The organism is Arthrobacter sp. E44, from assembly GCF_041877125.1.
Taxonomy (GTDB): domain Bacteria; phylum Actinomycetota; class Actinomycetes; order Actinomycetales; family Micrococcaceae; genus Arthrobacter.
This window is the reverse complement of sequence record NZ_JBHDJA010000012.1, coordinates 83,450-101,496: the sequence shown is the minus strand read 5'-3', so window position 1 is coordinate 101,496 and position 18,047 is coordinate 83,450. Positions and strand designations below refer to the sequence as shown.

16 protein-coding genes and 1 tRNA gene are annotated in these 18,047 nt (G+C 66.9%); 9 read left to right on the top strand and 8 right to left on the bottom strand.

From position 1 onward, the window contains the following. Positions 1-15 precede the first annotated feature (15 nt). The 3 genes from ACETK3_RS12530 to ACETK3_RS12520 are packed head-to-tail and all read left to right on the top strand — an operon-like array spanning position 16 to position 3,235. Positions 16-1,185 carry a Gfo/Idh/MocA family protein gene (locus ACETK3_RS12530; RefSeq protein WP_237428328.1) on the top strand — a complete coding sequence of 390 codons (1,170 nt, stop codon included), beginning with the start codon at positions 16-18 and terminating at the stop codon, positions 1,183-1,185. After that, entirely contained in the window at positions 1,185-2,399 is a 1,215-nt protein-coding gene (locus tag ACETK3_RS12525; protein WP_237428327.1) for a dihydrodipicolinate synthase family protein, read from the top strand. Before ACETK3_RS12530 ends, ACETK3_RS12525 begins: the two co-directional genes overlap by 1 nt. Further along, positions 2,396-3,235 carry a sugar phosphate isomerase/epimerase gene (locus tag ACETK3_RS12520; protein WP_237428326.1) on the top strand — a complete coding sequence of 280 codons (840 nt, stop codon included), beginning with the start codon at positions 2,396-2,398 and terminating at the stop codon, positions 3,233-3,235. Before ACETK3_RS12525 ends, ACETK3_RS12520 begins: the two co-directional genes overlap by 4 nt. Positions 3,236-3,373: 138 nt before the next feature. Here ACETK3_RS12520 and xylB read toward each other — a convergent pair whose 3' ends face one another. After that, a complete protein-coding gene (gene xylB, locus ACETK3_RS12515) occupies positions 3,374-4,798 on the bottom strand; it encodes a xylulokinase (protein ID WP_236798617.1) in 1,425 nt (474 codons plus the stop codon). Positions 4,799-4,914: 116 nt separating this feature from the next. Beyond that, positions 4,915-6,102: a xylose isomerase gene (xylA, locus tag ACETK3_RS12510; protein ID WP_236798616.1), complete on the bottom strand. Its 1,188-nt coding sequence runs from the start codon at positions 6,100-6,102 to the stop codon at positions 4,915-4,917. A 147-nt stretch (positions 6,103-6,249) separates the two neighbouring features. On the opposite strand from xylA, the gene ACETK3_RS12505 reads away from it, so the two are divergent. Beyond that, the gene (locus tag ACETK3_RS12505) at positions 6,250-7,476 is read left to right on the top strand and encodes an ROK family protein (RefSeq protein WP_236798615.1); all 1,227 of its coding nucleotides are present in this window, start codon (positions 6,250-6,252) and stop codon (positions 7,474-7,476) included. Positions 7,477-7,525: 49 nt separating this feature from the next. On the opposite strand, the gene ACETK3_RS12500 is transcribed toward ACETK3_RS12505, so the two are convergent. Next, a tRNA-Arg gene (locus tag ACETK3_RS12500) sits at positions 7,526-7,598 on the bottom strand. A 207-nt stretch (positions 7,599-7,805) separates the two neighbouring features. On the opposite strand from ACETK3_RS12500, the gene ACETK3_RS12495 reads away from it, so the two are divergent. From ACETK3_RS12495 to ettA, 3 genes are all read left to right on the top strand, one after another. Continuing rightward, complete coding sequence (locus tag ACETK3_RS12495; protein WP_237428325.1) at positions 7,806-8,360, top strand: single-stranded DNA-binding protein; 555 nt, start codon at positions 7,806-7,808, stop codon at positions 8,358-8,360. Positions 8,361-8,567: 207 nt separating this feature from the next. After that, a complete protein-coding gene (locus ACETK3_RS12490) occupies positions 8,568-9,155 on the top strand; it encodes a hypothetical protein (RefSeq protein ID WP_236798613.1) in 588 nt (195 codons plus the stop codon). Positions 9,156-9,216: 61 nt separating this feature from the next. Further along, entirely contained in the window at positions 9,217-10,899 is a 1,683-nt protein-coding gene (ettA, locus tag ACETK3_RS12485; RefSeq protein ID WP_236798612.1) for an energy-dependent translational throttle protein EttA, read from the top strand. Between the two features lie 89 nt (positions 10,900-10,988). On the opposite strand, the gene ACETK3_RS12480 is transcribed toward ettA, so the two are convergent. After that, the gene (locus ACETK3_RS12480) at positions 10,989-11,909 is read right to left on the bottom strand and encodes an acyl-CoA thioesterase II (protein ID WP_237428324.1); all 921 of its coding nucleotides are present in this window, start codon (positions 11,907-11,909) and stop codon (positions 10,989-10,991) included. A gap of 64 nt (positions 11,910-11,973) precedes the next feature. On the opposite strand from ACETK3_RS12480, the gene ACETK3_RS12475 reads away from it, so the two are divergent. Next, on the top strand, positions 11,974-12,636 hold the full coding sequence (locus ACETK3_RS12475; RefSeq protein ID WP_373993000.1) for a hypothetical protein: 663 nt from the start codon (positions 11,974-11,976) through the stop codon (positions 12,634-12,636). A gap of 44 nt (positions 12,637-12,680) precedes the next feature. On the opposite strand, the gene ACETK3_RS12470 is transcribed toward ACETK3_RS12475, so the two are convergent. Both ACETK3_RS12470 and ACETK3_RS12465 read right to left on the bottom strand, forming a co-directional pair. Continuing rightward, positions 12,681-13,148: a globin gene (locus tag ACETK3_RS12470; protein ID WP_272910795.1), complete on the bottom strand. Its 468-nt coding sequence runs from the start codon at positions 13,146-13,148 to the stop codon at positions 12,681-12,683. Position 13,149: 1 nt separating this feature from the next. Next, a complete protein-coding gene (locus tag ACETK3_RS12465; RefSeq protein ID WP_373992999.1) occupies positions 13,150-13,833 on the bottom strand; it encodes a mechanosensitive ion channel family protein in 684 nt (227 codons plus the stop codon). 66 nt (positions 13,834-13,899) lie between these two features. Here ACETK3_RS12465 and ACETK3_RS12460 point away from each other — a divergent pair, with 66 nt between their 5' ends. Beyond that, positions 13,900-14,898: an epimerase gene (locus ACETK3_RS12460; RefSeq protein WP_373992998.1), complete on the top strand. Its 999-nt coding sequence runs from the start codon at positions 13,900-13,902 to the stop codon at positions 14,896-14,898. Here the strand turns inward: ACETK3_RS12460 and ACETK3_RS12455 are convergent. Together ACETK3_RS12455 and pepN are read right to left on the bottom strand one after the other, a co-directional pair. Next, entirely contained in the window at positions 14,895-15,368 is a 474-nt protein-coding gene (locus ACETK3_RS12455) for an OsmC family protein (protein WP_236798607.1), read from the bottom strand. The two genes, ACETK3_RS12460 and ACETK3_RS12455, sit on opposite strands and share 4 nt — an antisense overlap. After that, positions 15,365-17,938, bottom strand: a complete 2,574-nt coding sequence (gene pepN / locus ACETK3_RS12450) for an aminopeptidase N (RefSeq protein WP_373992997.1) — start codon at positions 17,936-17,938, stop codon at positions 15,365-15,367. Before pepN ends, ACETK3_RS12455 begins: the two co-directional genes overlap by 4 nt. Positions 17,939-18,047: the final 109 nt, after the last annotated feature.

The following is an 18,047-nucleotide window of genomic DNA, read 5'->3' as shown; positions in this document are numbered from 1 at the left end:
CACCGTGGAGGACACATGGGCTTCGAAACGAAAACGATCCGCATCGCCATGAACGGCTTCACCGGCCGGATGGGTTACCGCCAGCACCTGCTGCGCTCCATCCTGCCCATCCGTGACGCCGGCGGCTTCACCCTTGAGGACGGCACCCGGGTCCAGGTGGAACCCATCCTGGTGGGCCGCAACGAGGCCAAGATCCGCGAGCTGGCGAAAAAGCACAAGGTTGCAGAATGGACCACCGACCTGGACGCCGTGATCAACGACCCCACTGTCGATGTCGTTTTCGATGCCTCCATGACCAGCCTGCGCGCCGCCACCCTGAAGAAGGCAATGCTGGCCGGAAAGCACATCTTCACCGAAAAGCCCACTGCGGAAACGCTGGAAGAGGCCATCGAGTTGGCGCGGATCGGCAAGGAAGCCGGCGTCACCGCCGGCGTCGTCCATGACAAGCTCTACCTTCCCGGCCTGGTCAAGCTCCGCCGCCTGGTGGATGAGGGCTTCTTCGGCCGCATCCTCTCCATCCGTGGCGAGTTCGGCTACTGGGTCTTCGAAGGTGACATTCAGGCGGCCCAGCGTCCGTCCTGGAACTACCGAAAGGAAGACGGCGGCGGAATGACCACGGACATGTTCTGCCACTGGAACTATGTCCTGGAAGGCATCATCGGCCAGGTCAAGAGCGTCAACGCCAAAACCGCTACCCACATCCCCACCCGCTGGGACGAGGCCGGGAAGGAATACAAGGCCACCGCGGACGATGCCTCCTACGGCATTTTCGAGCTTGAGACCCCGGGCGGCGACGAGGTCATCGGCCAGATCAACTCCTCCTGGGCCGTGCGCGTCTACCGTGACGAACTGGTGGAATTCCAGGTGGACGGCACCCTCGGTTCGGCCGTGGCCGGCCTGAACAAGTGCGTCGCCCAGCAGCGCGCCCACACCCCCAAGCCGGTGTGGAACCCGGACCTGCCCGTCACCGAGTCTTTCCGCGACCAGTGGCAGGAAGTTCCCGCCAACGCCGAGCTGGACAACGGCTTCAAGCTGCAGTGGGAAGAGTTCCTGCGCGATGTGGTTGCCGGCCGCGAACATCGCTTCGGCCTGCTGTCCGCAGCCCGCGGCGTCCAGTTGGCCGAGCTTGGCCTGCGCTCCAGCGACGAACGCCGCACCATCGACATCCCGGAGATCACCCTCTAATGACTTCACTCATTCTTCCCTCCGAAGACGGCGGCACCAGGGAGTACCGCCTGCAGGGCGGCACTGCCTGGGCACGGCCCACTGCCCCCCTGACGGCACGCCGTGCCTACGCGGCCGCCCACGTCATTCCCGAGGTCCTCGCCGACAACACCCCGGGCGCCCCCGCGCGCCTCGACTGGGACGCCACCATGGCCTACCGGCACGAGTTGTGGTCCTACGGCCTGGGCGTTGCCGATGCCATGGACACAGCCCAGCGCGGCATGGGCCTGGACTGGGCTGCCACGCAGCAGCTCATCAAGCGCACAGGGGTGGAGGCCGCCGCAGTGGTGTCGTCCAACACCCCGGCCACCGCGGGCAAATCCGTCCGGGACCTCGTGTCCTGCGGGGCCGGCACCGACCAGCTGGACATCGACTCCCTGCCCGCCGGTGAGGCCGGGATCAAGGCAGTCCTGGAGGCCTTCCGTGAACAGATTGCCGTCATCACCGAGGCCGGACCCAAGGTCATCCTGATGGCGTCCCGGGCCCTGGCAAAGGTGGCAAGTGGCCCGGAGGACTACCTCAGCGTCTACTCCACGCTGCTGCAGGAAGTGGACCAGCCGGTCATCCTGCACTGGCTGGGCACCATGTTCGACCCCGCCCTCGCAGGATATTGGGGTTCTGACGACGTCGCTGCCGCCACCGAAACCTTCCTGGGCCTGATCCGGGACAACGCGGACAAGGTGGACGGCGTCAAGGTCTCGCTGCTCGACGCCAGCCACGAGGTTGGCCTGCGCGCAGCCCTGCCCGAAGGCGTCCGCCTCTACACCGGCGACGACTTCAACTACCCCGAACTGATTGACGGGGACGGAACCCACCACTCCGACGCCCTGCTCGGCATCTTTGCCGCCATCTACCCGGCCGCCTCGGTGGCCCTGCAGAACTACGAGACCGGAAACGCCGCCAAGGCACGCGAAATCCTGGACTCCACCCGCGACTTGGGCAAGCACATCTTCAGCGCCCCCACGTTCTACTACAAGACCGGCATCGCCTTCATGTCCTGGCTCAACGGCAAGCAGCCCGGCTTCCAGATGGTGGGCGGACTGCATTCCGGGCGCTCGGTGTGCCACCTGTCCAGGACCTTCGAACTGGCCGACCAGGCCGGCCTGCTGAAGGACCCGGCACTGGCAGCCTTCCGGATGTCGGACTACCTGCGGATCAACGGGGTGGGCGTATGAGCGACTTTTCGCGCCTCTCCATCAACAGCGCCTCCACCAAGAAGTGGACGCTCGCCCAGGTCGTCGAGGGCTGCGTCAAGGGCGGCATCCCGGCCATCGGCCCCTGGCGGGACCGCGTCGAGGAAGCCGGACTGGACAAAGCGGCACGCCTGATCAAGGACGCCGGCCTCCGCGTCTCGTCCCTGTGCCGTGGCGGGTTCCTTACCGCCGCCGACGCCCAGGGGCAGGCGGCAGCGCTCGCCGACAACCGCGCCGCCATCCTCGAGGCCGTGGCCCTGGACACCAGGGAGCTGTTCCTGGTGGTCGGTGGCCTGGCGCCGGGGGAGAAGGACGTCGTGGCGGCACGCCAACGCGTCGCCGACCGGCTCGCGGACCTGGTCCCATTCGCGGAAGAGAACGGCGTCCGCCTGGTGCTGGAGCCGCTGCATCCGATGTACGCCGCTGACCGGGCGCTCATCTCCACCTTGGGCCAAGCCTTGGACCTCGCGGCGCCGTTCGATGCCGCGACGGTAGGTGTCGCCGTCGACACCTTCCATGTGTGGTGGGACCCGGAACTTAAGGCGCAGATTGAGCGTGCCGGACGTGAGAACCGGATCGCCTCCTACCAGGTGTGTGACTTCAACATGCCCATCGCCGCAGACCCGCTGCTGTCCCGCGGGTACATGGGCGACGGCGTGGTGGACTTTGCCACCATTGGCACCTGGGTGCGTGACGCCGGGTACACCGGCGACATTGAGGTGGAAATTTTCAATCAGGAGATCTGGGACACGGACGGCAACATTGTCCTGGCCACGGTCAAGGAGCGGTACGCGGAGCTTGTCCTCCCGTACGCCTGATCTGATACCAGACCGCGGGCTCCTGCTACGTCACGGCAGGAGCCTGCGCCCCACATGGAAGGACCCGGACCAGCGGTGGTTTCCCACCGCTGGCCCGGGTCCTTTTTCCTGCCCGTTCCCCGCTGCCCGCCCTTGCTGCTAGCCCTGGGCGTACAGCGAGGCGAACCTGCGGTACCTCGCCAGCACGCCGGCGTCGTCCGTTCCGTGTGGAAGGTCGACGGCGTCTGCCGCCCAAGCGGGGAACTGTCCGGTGAGTGCCGCGGCTGCCTGCCGTGCGGCGCCGTCGGCAACGTATTCACCCGGCTGGGGGACGGTGACGGCCGTTCCCAAAAGGCCTGCGGCGACTTCCTGCACGGCAACCGACTGGGCGCCCCCGCCCACCAGCAGGATCCGCTTTGGCTGCACGCCTTGCGCCTGCAGGGCCGCCAAACCGTCGGCCAGGGAGCAAACCACGCCTTCGACGGCGGCGCGCGCCAGGTTGGCGGGGGTGTAGTTGGCCCGGGTGATTCCATGAAGGGAACCTGTGGCGTCGGGCAGGTTGGGCGTCCGCTCCCCATCGAAGTAGGGGACCAGGGTGAGGCCTCCGGCGCCGGGCCCAGCGGACAGGGCAAGCCGGTTGAACTCCGGCAGGTCCACATCCAGCAGCGCGGCCGTGGCATCGAAGATGCGGGTGGCATTCAAGGTGCAGACGAGCGGCAGGTAGTGGCCGTCAGCGGCGGCGAACCCTGCCACCAGTCCCGAGGGGTCTGCCGCCGGCTTATCCGAAACCGCAAACACTGTGCCGGAGGTGCCCAGCGACACCACCACGTCGCCCAGCCCCGCCCCCGCGCCGAGGGCCGCGGCGGCGTTGTCCCCGGCGCCGGCAGCCAGGAGAGCGCCTGCCGTCGTCTTTCCCGCCGCTTCCAACGGCCCAAGGACCCTGGGGAGGACGGGCACGTGCCCAAGGGAGGCGGTGAGGACGTCAGGAAGGTATTTGCCCTCGGCCGTCGAGTAGTACCCGGTGCCTGAGGCGTCGGAGCGGTCGGTGGCCAGGGCGGCCAATCCCTCTTCTCCGCTGCCGGGGCCGTAGCCGGCGAGCCGCCAGGTGAGCCAGTCGTGCGGAAGGCAGACGGCGGCCACCTTTGCGGCGTTGTCCGGCTCGTGGGCTGCCAGCCAGCGCAGCTTGGTCACGGTCAGGGACGCCACCGGGACGGTACCGGTGGCGTTGGCCCAGTACTGCGCGCCGGCGGCGGGATCGCCGCCGCCGGCACTTTCGATAAGTTCCGCCGCTGCGCCTGCGCTGCGGGTGTCGTTCCAGAGCAGCGCCGGACGGACCACTGCACCGTCGCTGTCCAGGCAGACCATGCCGTGCTGCTGGCCGCCGATGGAGACGGCACTGACGTCGTCGAGTCCGCCGGCGTCGGCAATGGCTTTTTGCAGGGCCGTCCACCAGTGGTCGGGGTTGACCTCGGTGCCTTCGGGGTGGGCGGCGCGGCCCTGGCGGACCAGCGCTCCGGTGTCCGCGTCGCGGATGACTACCTTGCAGGACTGGGTGGAGCTGTCGACTCCGGCTACAAGCGGCATGGGGTTCTTTTCTTTGTGCAGGAATGTCTGAGTGCAGGAATGTCTCAGTGCAGGAATGGAAACGCTGCGGGGCCTGGAGGTTGTGTCTCCCAGGCCCCGCAGCGGGTATCGGGTGGCTAGTGGGCGCCCAGGAGGTGCTCGATGGCCAACTGGTTGAGCCGGACGAACGCGAAGGAGCGCTCGGCGGCCTTGTCGGCGTCGAAGTCCTCAAACGCTGCGGCGTCAGCGAGCAGGTCCGCGGTGCTCTCACCGGCGGCGAGGGTGCTTTCGCCGAGTTCGAAGACGCCGGAGGTCTTGAGGGCTTCCTGCACCTGCGGGTCTGCGCGGAAGGCCAGGGCCCGTTCCCTGAGCAGGAGGTACATTGCCATGTTGGCCTTGGCGGATTCCCACACGCCGTCGTAGCCGTCGGTGCGGGAGGGCTTGTAGTCGAAGTGGCGCGGGCCGTCGTACTTCGGGCCGCCGTTCGGGAAGCCGTTCTCCAGCAGGTCCACGGTGAAGAAGGCGCTGGTGAGGTCGCCGTGGCCGAAGACCAGGTCCTGGTCGTACTTGATCCCGCGCTGGCCGTTGAGGTCGATGTGGAAGAGCTTGCCGGCCCACAGTGCCTGGGCGATGCCGTGGGTGAAGTTCAGCCCCGCCATCTGCTCGTGTCCGGTCTCGGGGTTCAGGCCCACGATGTCGCCGTGTTCCAGCTGGGCGATGAAGGCCAGGCCGTGGCCCACGGTGGGCAGGAAGATGTCGCCGCGCGGTTCGTTCGGCTTGGGTTCGAGGGCGATGCGGAGGTTGTAGCCCTTCTCCTTGATGTAGCCTGCGGCGGTGTCCACGCCTTCCTTCATCCGGTCCAGGGCTGCGGCGAGGTCCTTGGATCCGTCGTATTCGCTGCCTTCGCGGCCGCCCCACATGACGAATGTTTCGGCGCCGAGTTCGGCGGCGAGGTCGATGTTGCGCAGCACCTTGGACAGGGCAAAGCGCCGGATGGAACGGTCGTTGGAGGTGAAGCCGCCGTCCTTGAAAACGGGGTGGCTGAACAGGTTGGTGGTAACCATCGGAACCTTCAGCCCGGTCTCGGAAAGGGCTGCTCTGAAGTTCTTCAGGATCAGCTCCCGCTCGGAAGCGGAGGCACCAAACGGGACGAGGTCATTGTCATGGAAGGTGATGCCGTACGCGCCAAGTTCGGCCAGGCGGTGAACGGCTTCGACGGGGTCCAGCGCCGAGCGGGTGGCGACGCCGAACGGGTCGGCGCCGGTCCAGCCGACCGTCCAGAGGCCAAAAGTGAACTTGTCGGCGGGGGTGGGGGAAAGAGTCATGACGCGTCCTTGCGATCGAGCGCTCCGCGGGATTGCGAAGCATTAGTTCAGTGCCTGAACTATATGAGCCGACGTAGGGTGGGGTCAAGAGGTCCAGCTTGCGACAGCCGGAAAAATTAACGGAGCCATAGATCGAGGAGCTTTGTGATGGTGATGCCGGTGCCTGCAGTGGCGGGACCGGGAGGCGCAGCCCCCGGCAGTGTGGGGGACGTCCGGCGCAGCAACCTTGCCCTGGTCCTGGGTGCGATCGCGGAATTCCCACGCGGCACCTGCCCCAGCCGCGCACAGATCGCGGGCGCCACCGGGCTGACCAAAGCGTCGGTGTCCAGCCTGGTGCTGGACCTCCTGGACGTCGGCATCATCCGGGAAGTAGGCCTGAACCCGCAGGGGCGCGGCCGGCCGGGCGTCGGACTGGAGCTTAACCCGGGCCGCGCTGTCATGGGGATGGAAATTAACGTGGACTACATCTCTGCGGCCGTGGTTGACCTGGCCGGCAGTGTCCTGATCCGGGAGGTGAAGGAGCGGGACAACCGCAACAGCCCGGACGCCCCGGTACTGGCGGCGCTTACAGTCCTGGCCGCCCGGGTACGGAGCGCGGCGGGGGAGCAGGGCGTCGAGGTCCTCGGCGGAGGGCTGGCCGTTCCGGGCCTTGTTGACCCTGCTGCGGCGCGGGTGCTCACCGCCCCTAACCTTGGCTGGGTCGATGTGCACCTTGACCTTGATGCGTTGCTGCCCGAAACGCCCCTGGGCGTGGCGCTCTTCAATGAGGCCAACGCAGCTGCCCTGGCAGAACTGCGGTACCGGCCGGACGGTGCCTCCGACTTCCTGTTCGTTTCCGGTGAAGTGGGCGTCGGTGGCGGGATCGTCATCGGGTCCGAGCTGTTCTCGGGCCCGGAAGGCCATGCCGGCGAAGTCGGACACATCGTGGTGGACCCGGACGGCAGTCACTGTTCCTGTGGGGGGACCGGTTGCCTGGAAACCGTCGCCGGCCAGGACGCCATTTTCGCTGCAGCCGGCCTGGCTCCGGACGCTGCGTCACGGTCCGCCAGCATGTCCGCGCTCCTGCAGGCGCTGGAGGCCGGAGACCCCAACGCGGTGTCCGCCGTCAAACAGGCGGGCCGCTGCCTGGGCATAGCGCTCGCGTCAACGGCCCGGGTGGTCAATATCCAGTCGGCCGTCCTGGGCGGACATTTCGCGGTCCTTGAGCCCTGGCTGCGCGGTCCGTTGCTCGACAGCGTGCAGAAGTACGCGCCGGGCAAGTACGCGCCGGAGCAGGTCACTGTCTCCGCCGTGGGCGAGTCGGGAGCCCTGCTGGGTGCGGCCGGCAGCGTCATCCGCTCCCTGGTGGAGGCGCCGCACCGGCTGCACGCTTAACCGGAATGCACAATGCCCCGGTCCGAAGACCGGGGCATTGCCCTCAAAGTGCCCCAGGAGGGAATCGAACCCCCGACCGGCGGATTAGAAGGCCGCTGCTCTATCCCCTGAGCTACTGAGGCATCGGCTTCCGGCCTGCAAGCCGGCGCCTCAAAAAGTTTACATTGCCCGGGGCGCCGGGAGCGGCATTCTGCCGCCACCCCTCCTCCACACCTTCCTTGTCGGCGCTCGTTGTCCACATAGGAAAATCCATGCCTGCCGTCCGGTGTTGTCCGGCGCGATGCTGGTCATGCCTGCTAAAGGCGCCACCATCCAGACAGGACGTAGACATGAGCGAAACGATCATCACCATCCGGGGCTTCGTGGCCACGGAGATTACGAGTTCCACCACGCCAGGCGGAGTGGCAACGGCCTCCTTCCGGCTCGGCTCCACCGCCCGTCGTTTTGACCGGGCATCCAGGACCTGGGGTGACGGACACACCAACTGGTTCACGGTCCAGGGCTACCGCAACCTTGCCGGAACCCTTGGCTGCAGCATCACGAAGGGACAACCGGTCATCGTCGTGGGCAAGCTGAAGATCCACACTTGGGAGAAGGACGGCCGGGTGTATCACTCCACCATCATCGATGCTGAGGCCGTGGGGCACGATCTCACCTTTGGATCGGCAAACTTCATTCGTACCGCTTCCAGGCCGGCGCTCTCCCTGGTGGAGCAGCCGCCGGTTCCTGACGACGCCGCCGGAATGGACCAGGTTCCGGATGACCTGGAGGACCACGAGGACGAACACCCCGAAGACCACGGCCAGCCCGCCGTCGTCATCGAGGACAGTGATGGTGCCCTCGCCTCGCTGGACCTGGAAACGGGGGAACTCGCGGAAGTCTAGGAATCACGTATCAGGTATCAGTGTCCCCGTTCATTCGCGCGCGGACGGACGGCGGCACCCCCCGGCCGCCCTCCGTCCGCCCGCCACATGCCTGATGCCGGGCGCCTATTGCCGGCGATGCTTCCGCACGATGTGTCTCCCGCACGACCACGCCCGGTGCCGTTCACTCACCCCGGCCCGTGCCTGCGTCCATGGCAGAATGACTCCATGCGTCCCACCCCTTACCAACGGCCGAATAAACGCGCCGGTGCAGCGCTGGCATGCGCCGTCCTGGCGTTTGCCCTGTCAGGGTGTGTTGCCGGCCCTTCCGCAAGTCAACCGGTACTTGGATCCAGTGAAGGGCAGGGGTCGTTGCCGGCGACGGCAGCCGCCGGTGCAACGCAGGAGCCGGCCCAGGCCGCTGGCTCGGCCCCGGGCAGCAGCCGTCCCGGCGGAGAGCCGCTGGCCAGCACATCCGGCGGGGTCCCAGGCACATCCGCTGCGGCCTCCGCGGCTGCGGCTGAAGCGGCCACCGACAAGGTGAAGCGCACCGTTACGGACACCCTGACCAAATTGGCAAGCGGAACTCCAAAGCCTGCGACGGGCCAGGTCAGCGAAGCCCTCACCGGTGCCGGCATAGCGCCCGCCGTTCTCCAGGTCTCGCAAAGCCGGACGCCCACCGGACTGGAAGCAGATGCCATCGAGGCGGCTGTCCTGCAGGGGAGGGATTGCGTCATCGGACAGGTGCGCGAAGGAGCCGTAACCGTCACGGTCCTTCCGGTCCTGGCCAGCGGTAAATGTTTCGTCGGATCCTGATCGCGTCAGCCTGCCGGCCGCAAATGTGAGATCTGCCCGCCAACCCACTAGATTTGAGACCATGGCGGAATTTATCTACACAATGACCAAGGCCCGCAAGGCCGTTGGCGAGAAACTCATCCTTGATGACGTAAGCATGTCCTTCTTCCCGGGCGCCAAGATTGGTGTTGTGGGCCCCAACGGTGCCGGTAAGTCCACCATCCTCAAGATCATGGCCGGGCTGGACACGCCCTCCAACGGTGAGGCCAGGCTCAGCCCCGGCTACAGCGTGGGTATCCTGCTCCAGGAACCGCCCCTTAACGAGGAAAAGACCGTCCTGGGCAACGTCCAGGAAGGCGTTGGCGAGATCTACGGAAAGATCCAGCGCTTCAACGAGATCTCGGAGGAAATGGCCAGCCCCGACGCTGACTACGACACCCTCCTTGAAGAGATGGGCAAGCTGCAGGAAGCCATCGACGCCGCCGACGCCTGGGATCTCGACTCCCAGCTGGAACAGGCCATGGACGCGCTGCGCTGCCCGCCGGCCGATGCCGATGTCACCAACCTTTCCGGTGGTGAACGCCGCCGCGTGGCGCTGTGCAAGCTGCTCCTGCAGAAGCCGGACCTGCTGCTCCTCGATGAGCCCACCAACCACCTGGACGCCGAGAGCGTACTGTGGCTCGAACAGCACCTCTCCAGCTACCCCGGCGCCGTCCTTGCCGTGACCCACGACCGCTACTTCCTCGACCACGTGGCTGAATGGATTGCCGAAGTGGACCGCGGCCACCTGTACCCCTATGAGGGCAACTACTCCACCTACCTGGAGAAGAAGCGCGCCCGCCTGGAAATCCAGGGCAAGAAGGACGCCAAGCAGGCCAAGCGCCTCGCCGAGGAACTCGATTGGGTGCGCTCCAACGCCAAGGGCCGCCAGACCAAGTCGAAGGCCCGCCTGGCCCGCTACGAGGAAATGGCCGCAGAGGCAGACCGCACCCGCAAGCTTGATTTCGAAGAGATCCAGATCCCGCCGGGACCCCGCCTGGGTGGCCTGGTGCTGGAGGCCAAGAACCTCCAGAAGGGCTTTGAGGACCGGGTCCTGATTGACGGGCTGTCCTTCACCCTGCCCCGCAATGGCATCGTGGGCGTCATCGGCCCCAACGGCGTGGGCAAGACCACCCTGTTCAAGACCATCGTCGGCCTGGAACCGCTCGACGGCGGCGACCTGAAGATCGGTGACTCGGTCAAGATCTCCTACGCGGACCAGAGCCGCGGCGGCATCGACCCCAACAAGACGCTGTGGGAGGTCGTGTCCGACGGACTCGACTTCATCCAGGTGGGCAACGTCGAAATGCCGTCCCGCGCCTACGTGGCCGCATTCGGCTTCAAGGGCCCGGACCAGCAGAAGAAGGCAGGCGTCCTCTCCGGCGGTGAGCGGAACCGGCTGAACCTCGCGCTCACCCTGAAGCAGGGCGGCAACCTGCTGCTGCTTGACGAGCCCACCAACGACCTTGACGTCGAAACCCTCAGCAGCCTGGAAAACGCGCTGCTCGAGTTCCCGGGCTGCGCCGTGGTGGTCTCGCACGACCGTTGGTTCCTGGACCGGGTGGCCACCCACATCCTGGCCTATGAAGGCGACGACGAAAACCCCTCCAAGTGGTACTGGTTCGAGGGCAACTTCGAATCCTACGAGGAGAACAAGGTCCAGCGGCTGGGTCCCGACGCCGCCAAGCCGCACCGTGTCACCCACCGGCGCCTCACCCGCGACTAGCAGGGCAAAGGAAGAAGGCCGGCATCCGAGGTGAGCTTTTCACGTCGGATGCAGGCCTTCTTCATGCGCGGCCCGTCGTCCCGGCAGGATTAGGCGTCTTCCGGGAGGTTGGGAACCCGAACCATGCCCTCCTGCGCCACCGAGGCAATGTGGTGGCCCTCACGGTTGAAGATCTTGCCCGTGGCCAGGCCCCGGGCGCCATGGGCGCTGGGGGACTCCTGGACGTAGAGAAGCCATTCATCAACCCGTGCCGGGCGGTGCCACCACATGGCGTGGTCCAGGCTTGCGACGTTCATGCCCGGGGTGGTCCAGTTCAGGCCGTGGCGTCGAAGAATCGACTCGAGGAGCGTGTAGTCGCTGGCATAGGCGAGGGCGGCACGGTGCAGGTTGGAGTCGTCCGGCATCGGGCCGAAGGTCTTCATCCAGACGGCGTTGCGGGCCTCGCGCGGGCCGGTTGCGGAGACATACAGCGGCGGGTCCACGTGCCGGATGTCGAAGGGGCGCTCGTACGCCCAATGCCGGGCCACGGGGTGGTCGAACTTCCCCAGCAGGTCAGCTGTGCTGGGCAGCGACTCGGGGTCCGGGATTCCGGCCGGCATGACGGAGGAGTGGTCGATGCCTGCATCGTCACCCTGGAAGGAGGCAATCATTGACAGGATGGGCACCCCGTCCTGATAGGCGTGGACGCGCCTGGCGGAAAAGGACCGGCCATCGCGCAACCGCTGCACCCCGAAGGTGATGGGCTTGTTGGCGTCGCCCGGCCTCAGGAAGTAGCCGTGCATGGAGTGGACGAACCGCTCCGGATCCACCGTCCTGGTGGCCGCGACCAGTGACTGCGCGAGCACCTGCCCGCCGAAAACCCTATGGTGGGGCTGCTGCTGGGAAGGGCCCAGGAAAATATCCTCATCCGTCCGTGCGCCCTCAAGCTCACCAAGGTCCAGCAGTTCGATCAGCGATGAGGTTGGGTCTCCGCTTGGCGGCGCCAGCAGTCCGGCTTCGGCTTCAGTCATGGTCCGACTCTAGACGGCGCCCCGGGAACCACTCAACCGGAGTGCAGCCGGTAGTGTCTTAGGTGTGTCTGAACTTCTCACTTCGTCCTTCCGTTTCGCCGATCCCCGGGATCTGGCCGACCTCAAGACGTTCGCCACCCGCGCCAAAGCCATAGACGACGGCGGAGCGATGCGCCTGCAGGCCGCCGGCATAGTCCTTGCCGCCTACGTTTGCGTCCTGCGGCCCAGGCTCCTGGGCGAATCGACGCCCACCATCCTGGGCCTGCGCACCATGGCCCTGGCGGAACCGTCGGGGACCGATGTCACCGTTGCGTTGTCATCGGTCCTGGACCGGCTGGCACGGGCGGGGGATCAGGACGTCGAATTCCCAGTTCCGCCCACCACTGTCAGCGAATCATGGACGGGGGTCGGCGCACCGCGGGGCGGTTGGGAGCTGCTGGGGTCCGTCAGCGACGCCCGCCTTCGGGCTGCGGCGGAGGCGGGCATCGCCGAGGTGGCAGGCATTGTGCCGGACAAGCCGGGCGCCCTCATCGTCAACAACGCACGGGCTGCGGTGTGGGGGCGGGAACTGGACGACGCCGGCCTGCCCGCCGGTGCAGCCTTCGCGGCCTTCGCGCTGGGGTTCCTGGGTGACGGAGACCAGAAGCTTTACCGGGCCGGCCGCTGGTTCCGGCTGACCGGGCCCCGCGGCCACGTCCTGGCGCGGACCGGCAGCGGCCTGCTCTAAGGCCAGGCTGCCGCGGCCGCGTTGGGGCGGCGGGAAAATCGGGCTTAGGCTCCGGAAGGGCTGTTCACCATGGACAAGGCGGCCCGCTCCATGTAGTCCCACAGTGTGCCTTCGTAGAGTGGCGGCAGTTCCAGCGCATCGACCGCGGTCCGCATGTGGAACAGCCACCGGTCCTTCGCCTCGGGCGTGACCTTGAACGGCATGTGGCGCATCCGCAAGCGCGGGTGGCCGCGTTCCTCGCCGTATGTGGTGGGGCCGCCCCAGTACTGCTCCAGGAACATCAGGAACCGGCGCTTCGCCGGGGCCAGATCCTCTTCCGGATACATCGGCCGCAGCACCGGATCGGTGGCCACGCCGTCGTAGAAGACGTCGATGAGCTTTACGAAGGTGTCGTGGCCGCCCACGGCATCATAGAAGCTGTCGGTGTACTCCGGCTTGCTGAAGGGATCGTTCTGCATCAACTGGGGCCGCTGCCCTGGGACAGGGCGGCGTGGCTCGATGGGAAGCGACATGCTAGTCCCCGGCTTTCTGGTCTGTCTTCTTGGTCTCAACGTGCGCCGAGCCCTGGTCGGTGGTCCCGTCGTCGGATTCGTGCAGCGGGACGTAGCGCCCCTGCGACCGGTTGCCCACGCGCAGGATCTCACCGTTGCGCAGGTACCAGATGGCGCCGTCGTCGGAGCGGACACGGGTGATCCGCAGGCCCATGGACTCCACCACGCCCACCACTTCGCTGGTTTCGATCACGTCGCCGATCCCGTACTGGTCTTCAATGGTAATGAAGATTCCGGCCAGGAAGTCCCGGATCAGCTGCTGGGCGCCGAAGCCGATGGCCACACCCAGGATGCCCACGCTGGTCAGCAGCGGGGCGATATTGATGTCCAGGTTCTGCAGCACGTACATGCCGGTGATAATGACCACCAGCACGCCCACCACGCTGTTCAGGAGCGAACCGATCGTCTCCGCGCGCTGGACCCGCCGTTCGTGGTCCAGGGCGCGGAAAGCCGGGGCCACCCATTTGAAGGTTGGCTTCTTGAAGAAGTTGCTTCCCGCCGCGACGCGCTTGGTGATGCGCGAGATGACGAATGTCGCCACCAGCCAGACGGCCACGCCAACGCCGAGGCTGATCACGATGCCCGGGATGCTCACGCCGCTTGGCTGGCTGGTGGCAGGGGGAAGAAGGGACAACATGCTGACCATTGGTGGAAGTAGCTCCTTGGGATATTGCTCTGTTCTCTTTCAACCCTAGCGCCGTAGCGTGGAGCAATGCGCATCCTCATCCTCGGCGGAACGGCCTTCCTCTCCAAGGAGATTGCCACGCAGGCGGTTGCTGCCGGGCATGACGTCACCTGCCTGGCGCGCGGAACAACGGTCGCGGCACCACCCGGCACAGCGTGGATCAGGGCTGACCGGTCAACAGGCCAGGCCGCGTATGGGGAACTGGCCGGCGTCTGGGATGCCGTGGTCGAGGTGGCACGGGATCCTAAACCGGCACGGGAAGCCCTGGCGGCCCTGGCATGCCGGGCCGGGCACTGGACCTTCGTGTCCAGCTGTTCGGCCTATGCGGACAACTCCGTCCCCGGTGCGGCGGGGGACGCATCGCTGCTGCCGCCCCTGCCCGCCGGGACGCCTTCCACCCCGGACAATTACGGCGAATCCAAGGTGGCCATCGAGGAAGCCACGGTGCTGGCCACGAACGGCAAGGCCCACGTCTGCCGCGCAGGCCTTATCAGCGGCCCCGGCGACCCCACCGACCGTTACGGGTACTGGCCGGGCCGCTTTGCCCGTGACTCCGGACCAGTGCTTGTCCCGGACATCGGCGGCCACCCCACGCAGGTCATCGACGTCCGGGACCTGGCGGCCTGGATCCTGCTGGCCGCAGAACGCAGGATACCGGGTCCTTTGAACGCCATGGGGGACCAGGTCCCCTTCGCGGACCTCGTGAGCGCCTGCCGCGCGGCGTCCGCCACGGACACCGCCGCCGTTGCTGCTTCCGCAGACTGGCTGGTGGAACAGGGGGTCAACTACTGGTCCGGGCCGGAGTCCCTTCCCCTCTGGCTGCCACCCCACCACGAGGGCTTCATGGCCCGCAGCAACCGGGCAGCCAAAGCCGCCGGCATGGCGCTGAGGCCATGGCAGGAAACCCTGGGGGATACCCTGGGTGACGAACGCGCCCGCGGGCTGGACCGGCCCCGGAAGGCCGGCCTGTCTCCCGCCACGGAACAACGGCTTGTGAACCTGCTCCGCAGCGGCCCCGGACGCTAGCCCGCCACAGTCTCCGGCTGGTGCTCCACCGGAAAGTTCACACTGCGGGCGATGAAGCAAACCTGGTTGGCCTCGTGGTGCAGCGACGCCGCCAGTTCGGCCTGCGCGGCGTCGGCCACCGTCACCTGCGGATGCAGGACAACCCGCTCGAACTGGCCGCTGCCGTCCCGGTTCAGCCGCATCAGCCCGGTTGCCTCGTCCCGGTAGTCCGTGACCACCACACCGTGTTTCACCGCCACGTGCAGGTAGGACAGCATGTGGCACTGGGCCAGCGCGGCCAGGAGCAGTTGCTCCGGGTTGTACCGTTCCCGGTCCCCATGGAACGTGGGATCCGCCGAGCCCTTCAGGGGCGGCAGGCCCGGAATGAGCACATCGTGGTCGCGCGAGTAGCTCCGGTAGGACGAAGTCCCGTCCCCACGGTTGCCGGTCCACTGGACTGTCAGGGAGTAGCGGTGTTCATCGAGGCTCACTGCAGGCTGCCGTCCGCCACTACGTCGGCGGCGCGTGCACGCAGGGCGCGGGCAACGCCGTCGCGGTTTTCCAGCATCATGCGGCGCAGCGCGGCGCTTTCAGCCGGCAGCGACGCCAGGAAGCCGTCGGTCCGGTCGATGGTGGCCTGGGTGGTCAGCAGCGCCGGGTAGAGCCCGACGACGATCTGCTGGGCCAGTGCGTGGGTGCGGGTTGCCACGATGCCCGGCACAGCCGCGAAATACTTTTCGGAGTACGGCTCCAGCAGCGAGCGGTCCAGCACCCGCATGAAGCCGGTCACCGCCGATCCCTGCAGCGCGTTGGACAGTTCGCCCTTGACCACGATGGACTCCCAGGCCGCGGCCTTCGCCTCCGGGGTGGGGATGGCAGCCTTGGCCAGCGCGGCCGCATTCTGTCCGCTGGAGGTGTTGTCCCGCTGCAGTTCCGCGTCGATGCCGTCCTGCCCCATCCGGCCACCCGCCACCAGCGAGGCCACCAGTTCCCACCGGAGGTCCTGGTCCAGGCTCAGTCCCGCCAAAGCCACCGACCCATCCAGCAGGCCGGCCACCCGGTCCAACTGGGACCCGCTGCGCGCCAGGAGGGCAAAGGCCTTGATGAACTGCAGCTGTCCGTCGGAGCCCGCCGGAACCTCCGCAGCCAGGTCCCACAGCCGGTCCGCCGCCGCCACTGTGGCGGCCTCGCGGTGCTCTTCCGCCACATAGAAGTTCAGGGTGGTGGCCAGCTGGCGGAGCTGGACCAGGATCACGGACGAGTCGGTCTCTGCGGCCACGTTGGCCAGGATCAGTTCCACGTACTTCCGGGCAGGCGTCTCGCCGTCCCGGGCAGCGTCCCACGCCGAGTTCCAGACCAGGGTCCGGGGCAGGCTTCCGGCGAAGTCCTTGAGGTGGGCGGTGGCGGTGGCCAGCGATTTGGGATCCAGCCGCACCTTGGCATAAGCGAGGTCGTCGTCGTTGATGAGGATCAGGTCCGGCTGGGCAAGGCCGGCCAGCGCCGGCACTTCAGTACGTTCGCCGTCGACATCCAGCTCCTCGCGGTGCACCCGCTCCAGCTTGCCGGCGCCGTTCAGGTTGTACAACCCTACGGCCAGGCGGTGCGGGCGGAGCGTGGGCCACTCGGGCACCGCGGACTGCAGGACCGCGAAGGAGCGCAGCTTCCCGTCCGGGTCCACATCCAGCTCGGGGGCCAGGGTGTTGACGCCTGCGGTCTCCAGCCACTGCCGGCCCCAGTCATCCAGGTCGCGGCCGCTGGCCTTTTCCAGTTCCACCAGCAGGTCCTGGAGTTCGGTGTTGTGCCAGGAGTGCTTGGCGAAGTATTCACGGACACCGGCCATGAACTGTTCGGGCCCCACCCAGGCCACCAGCTGCCGGAGCACCGAGGCACCCTTGGCGTAGGTGATGCCGTCGAAGTTGACCTCAACGTCCTGCAGGTCGTTGATTTCGGCGAAGATCGGGTGCGTGGTGGGGAGCTGGTCCTGCCGGTAGGCCCAGGACTTCTCCACCGACGCGAACGTGGTCCAGGCGCTGGTGAAGGACGTGGCTTCCACCGCCGCCAGGTGGGACATGTACTCGGCGAAGGACTCGTTGAGCCACAGGTCGTTCCACCAGCGCATGGTCACCAGGTCGCCGAACCACATGTGGGCCAGTTCGTGCAGGACCGTGATGGCGCGCCGCTCGATCTGGGCGCCGGTGACCTTGCTGCGGAAAACGTAGCCTTCCAGGATGGTCACGGCGCCGGCATTCTCCATGGCGCCGGCGTTGAACTCCGGAACGAACAGCTGGTCGTACTTCTCGAACGGGTACGGGCAGCCGAACTGGGCCTCGAAGAACCCGAAGCCCTGGCGGGTGAGTTCGAAGATGTTGTCCGCATCCAGGTACTGCATCAGTGATTTCCGGGCAAAGACGCCGAGCGGGATCACGCGGCCGTCGGAGCTGGTGACCTCACTGCGGACGGCCTGGTAGGGGCCGGCAATCAGGGCCGTGACGTAGGAGGACAGCCGGGGCGTCGGGGCGAACGTCCACACGGATCTTGCCGAGCCGTCCTCGGCCGGCGCGGCTTCCGCCGGAGAAGGCGTGGGGGAGTTGGAAATGACGTCCCAGTGCGACGGCGCCGCGACCGTGAAGGCGAAGGTTGCCTTCAGATCCGGCTGCTCGAAGACGGCGAACATCCGGCGGGAGTCGGGAACCTCGAACTGCGTGTACAGGTAGACCTCGTTGTCCACCGGGTCCACGAACCGATGCAAACCTTCCCCGGTATTCATGTACGGCATATCGGCCACAACGGTCAGTTCGTTCTGCTCCGCCAGGTCCGGCAGCTGGATGCGTACGCCATCTGAGACGGTGGCCGGATCAAGGCTGCGGCCGTTCAAGGTCACGCCGTGCACTGTGCGGGTAATGGCGTCGATGAAACTGGATGACCCCGGCGCCGCCGTGAATTTCACGGTGGTGGTGCTGCCAAAGACCTCGCCGCCGCGGGTCAGGTCGAGGCTGACATCGTAGGATTCGACGGTGATCAGATCGGCGCGCTCACGGGCTTCGGCGCGGGTCAGGTTCATGCCTGGCAAAGGAGGTCCTCCAGAGAAGTTTCGGCTGCCGGCCGGTGGTCCCGGTTTCCGGCACTGTGATGCATTCTTCCATCCCTGCAGGCCTTGGCAAGTTGCGCAG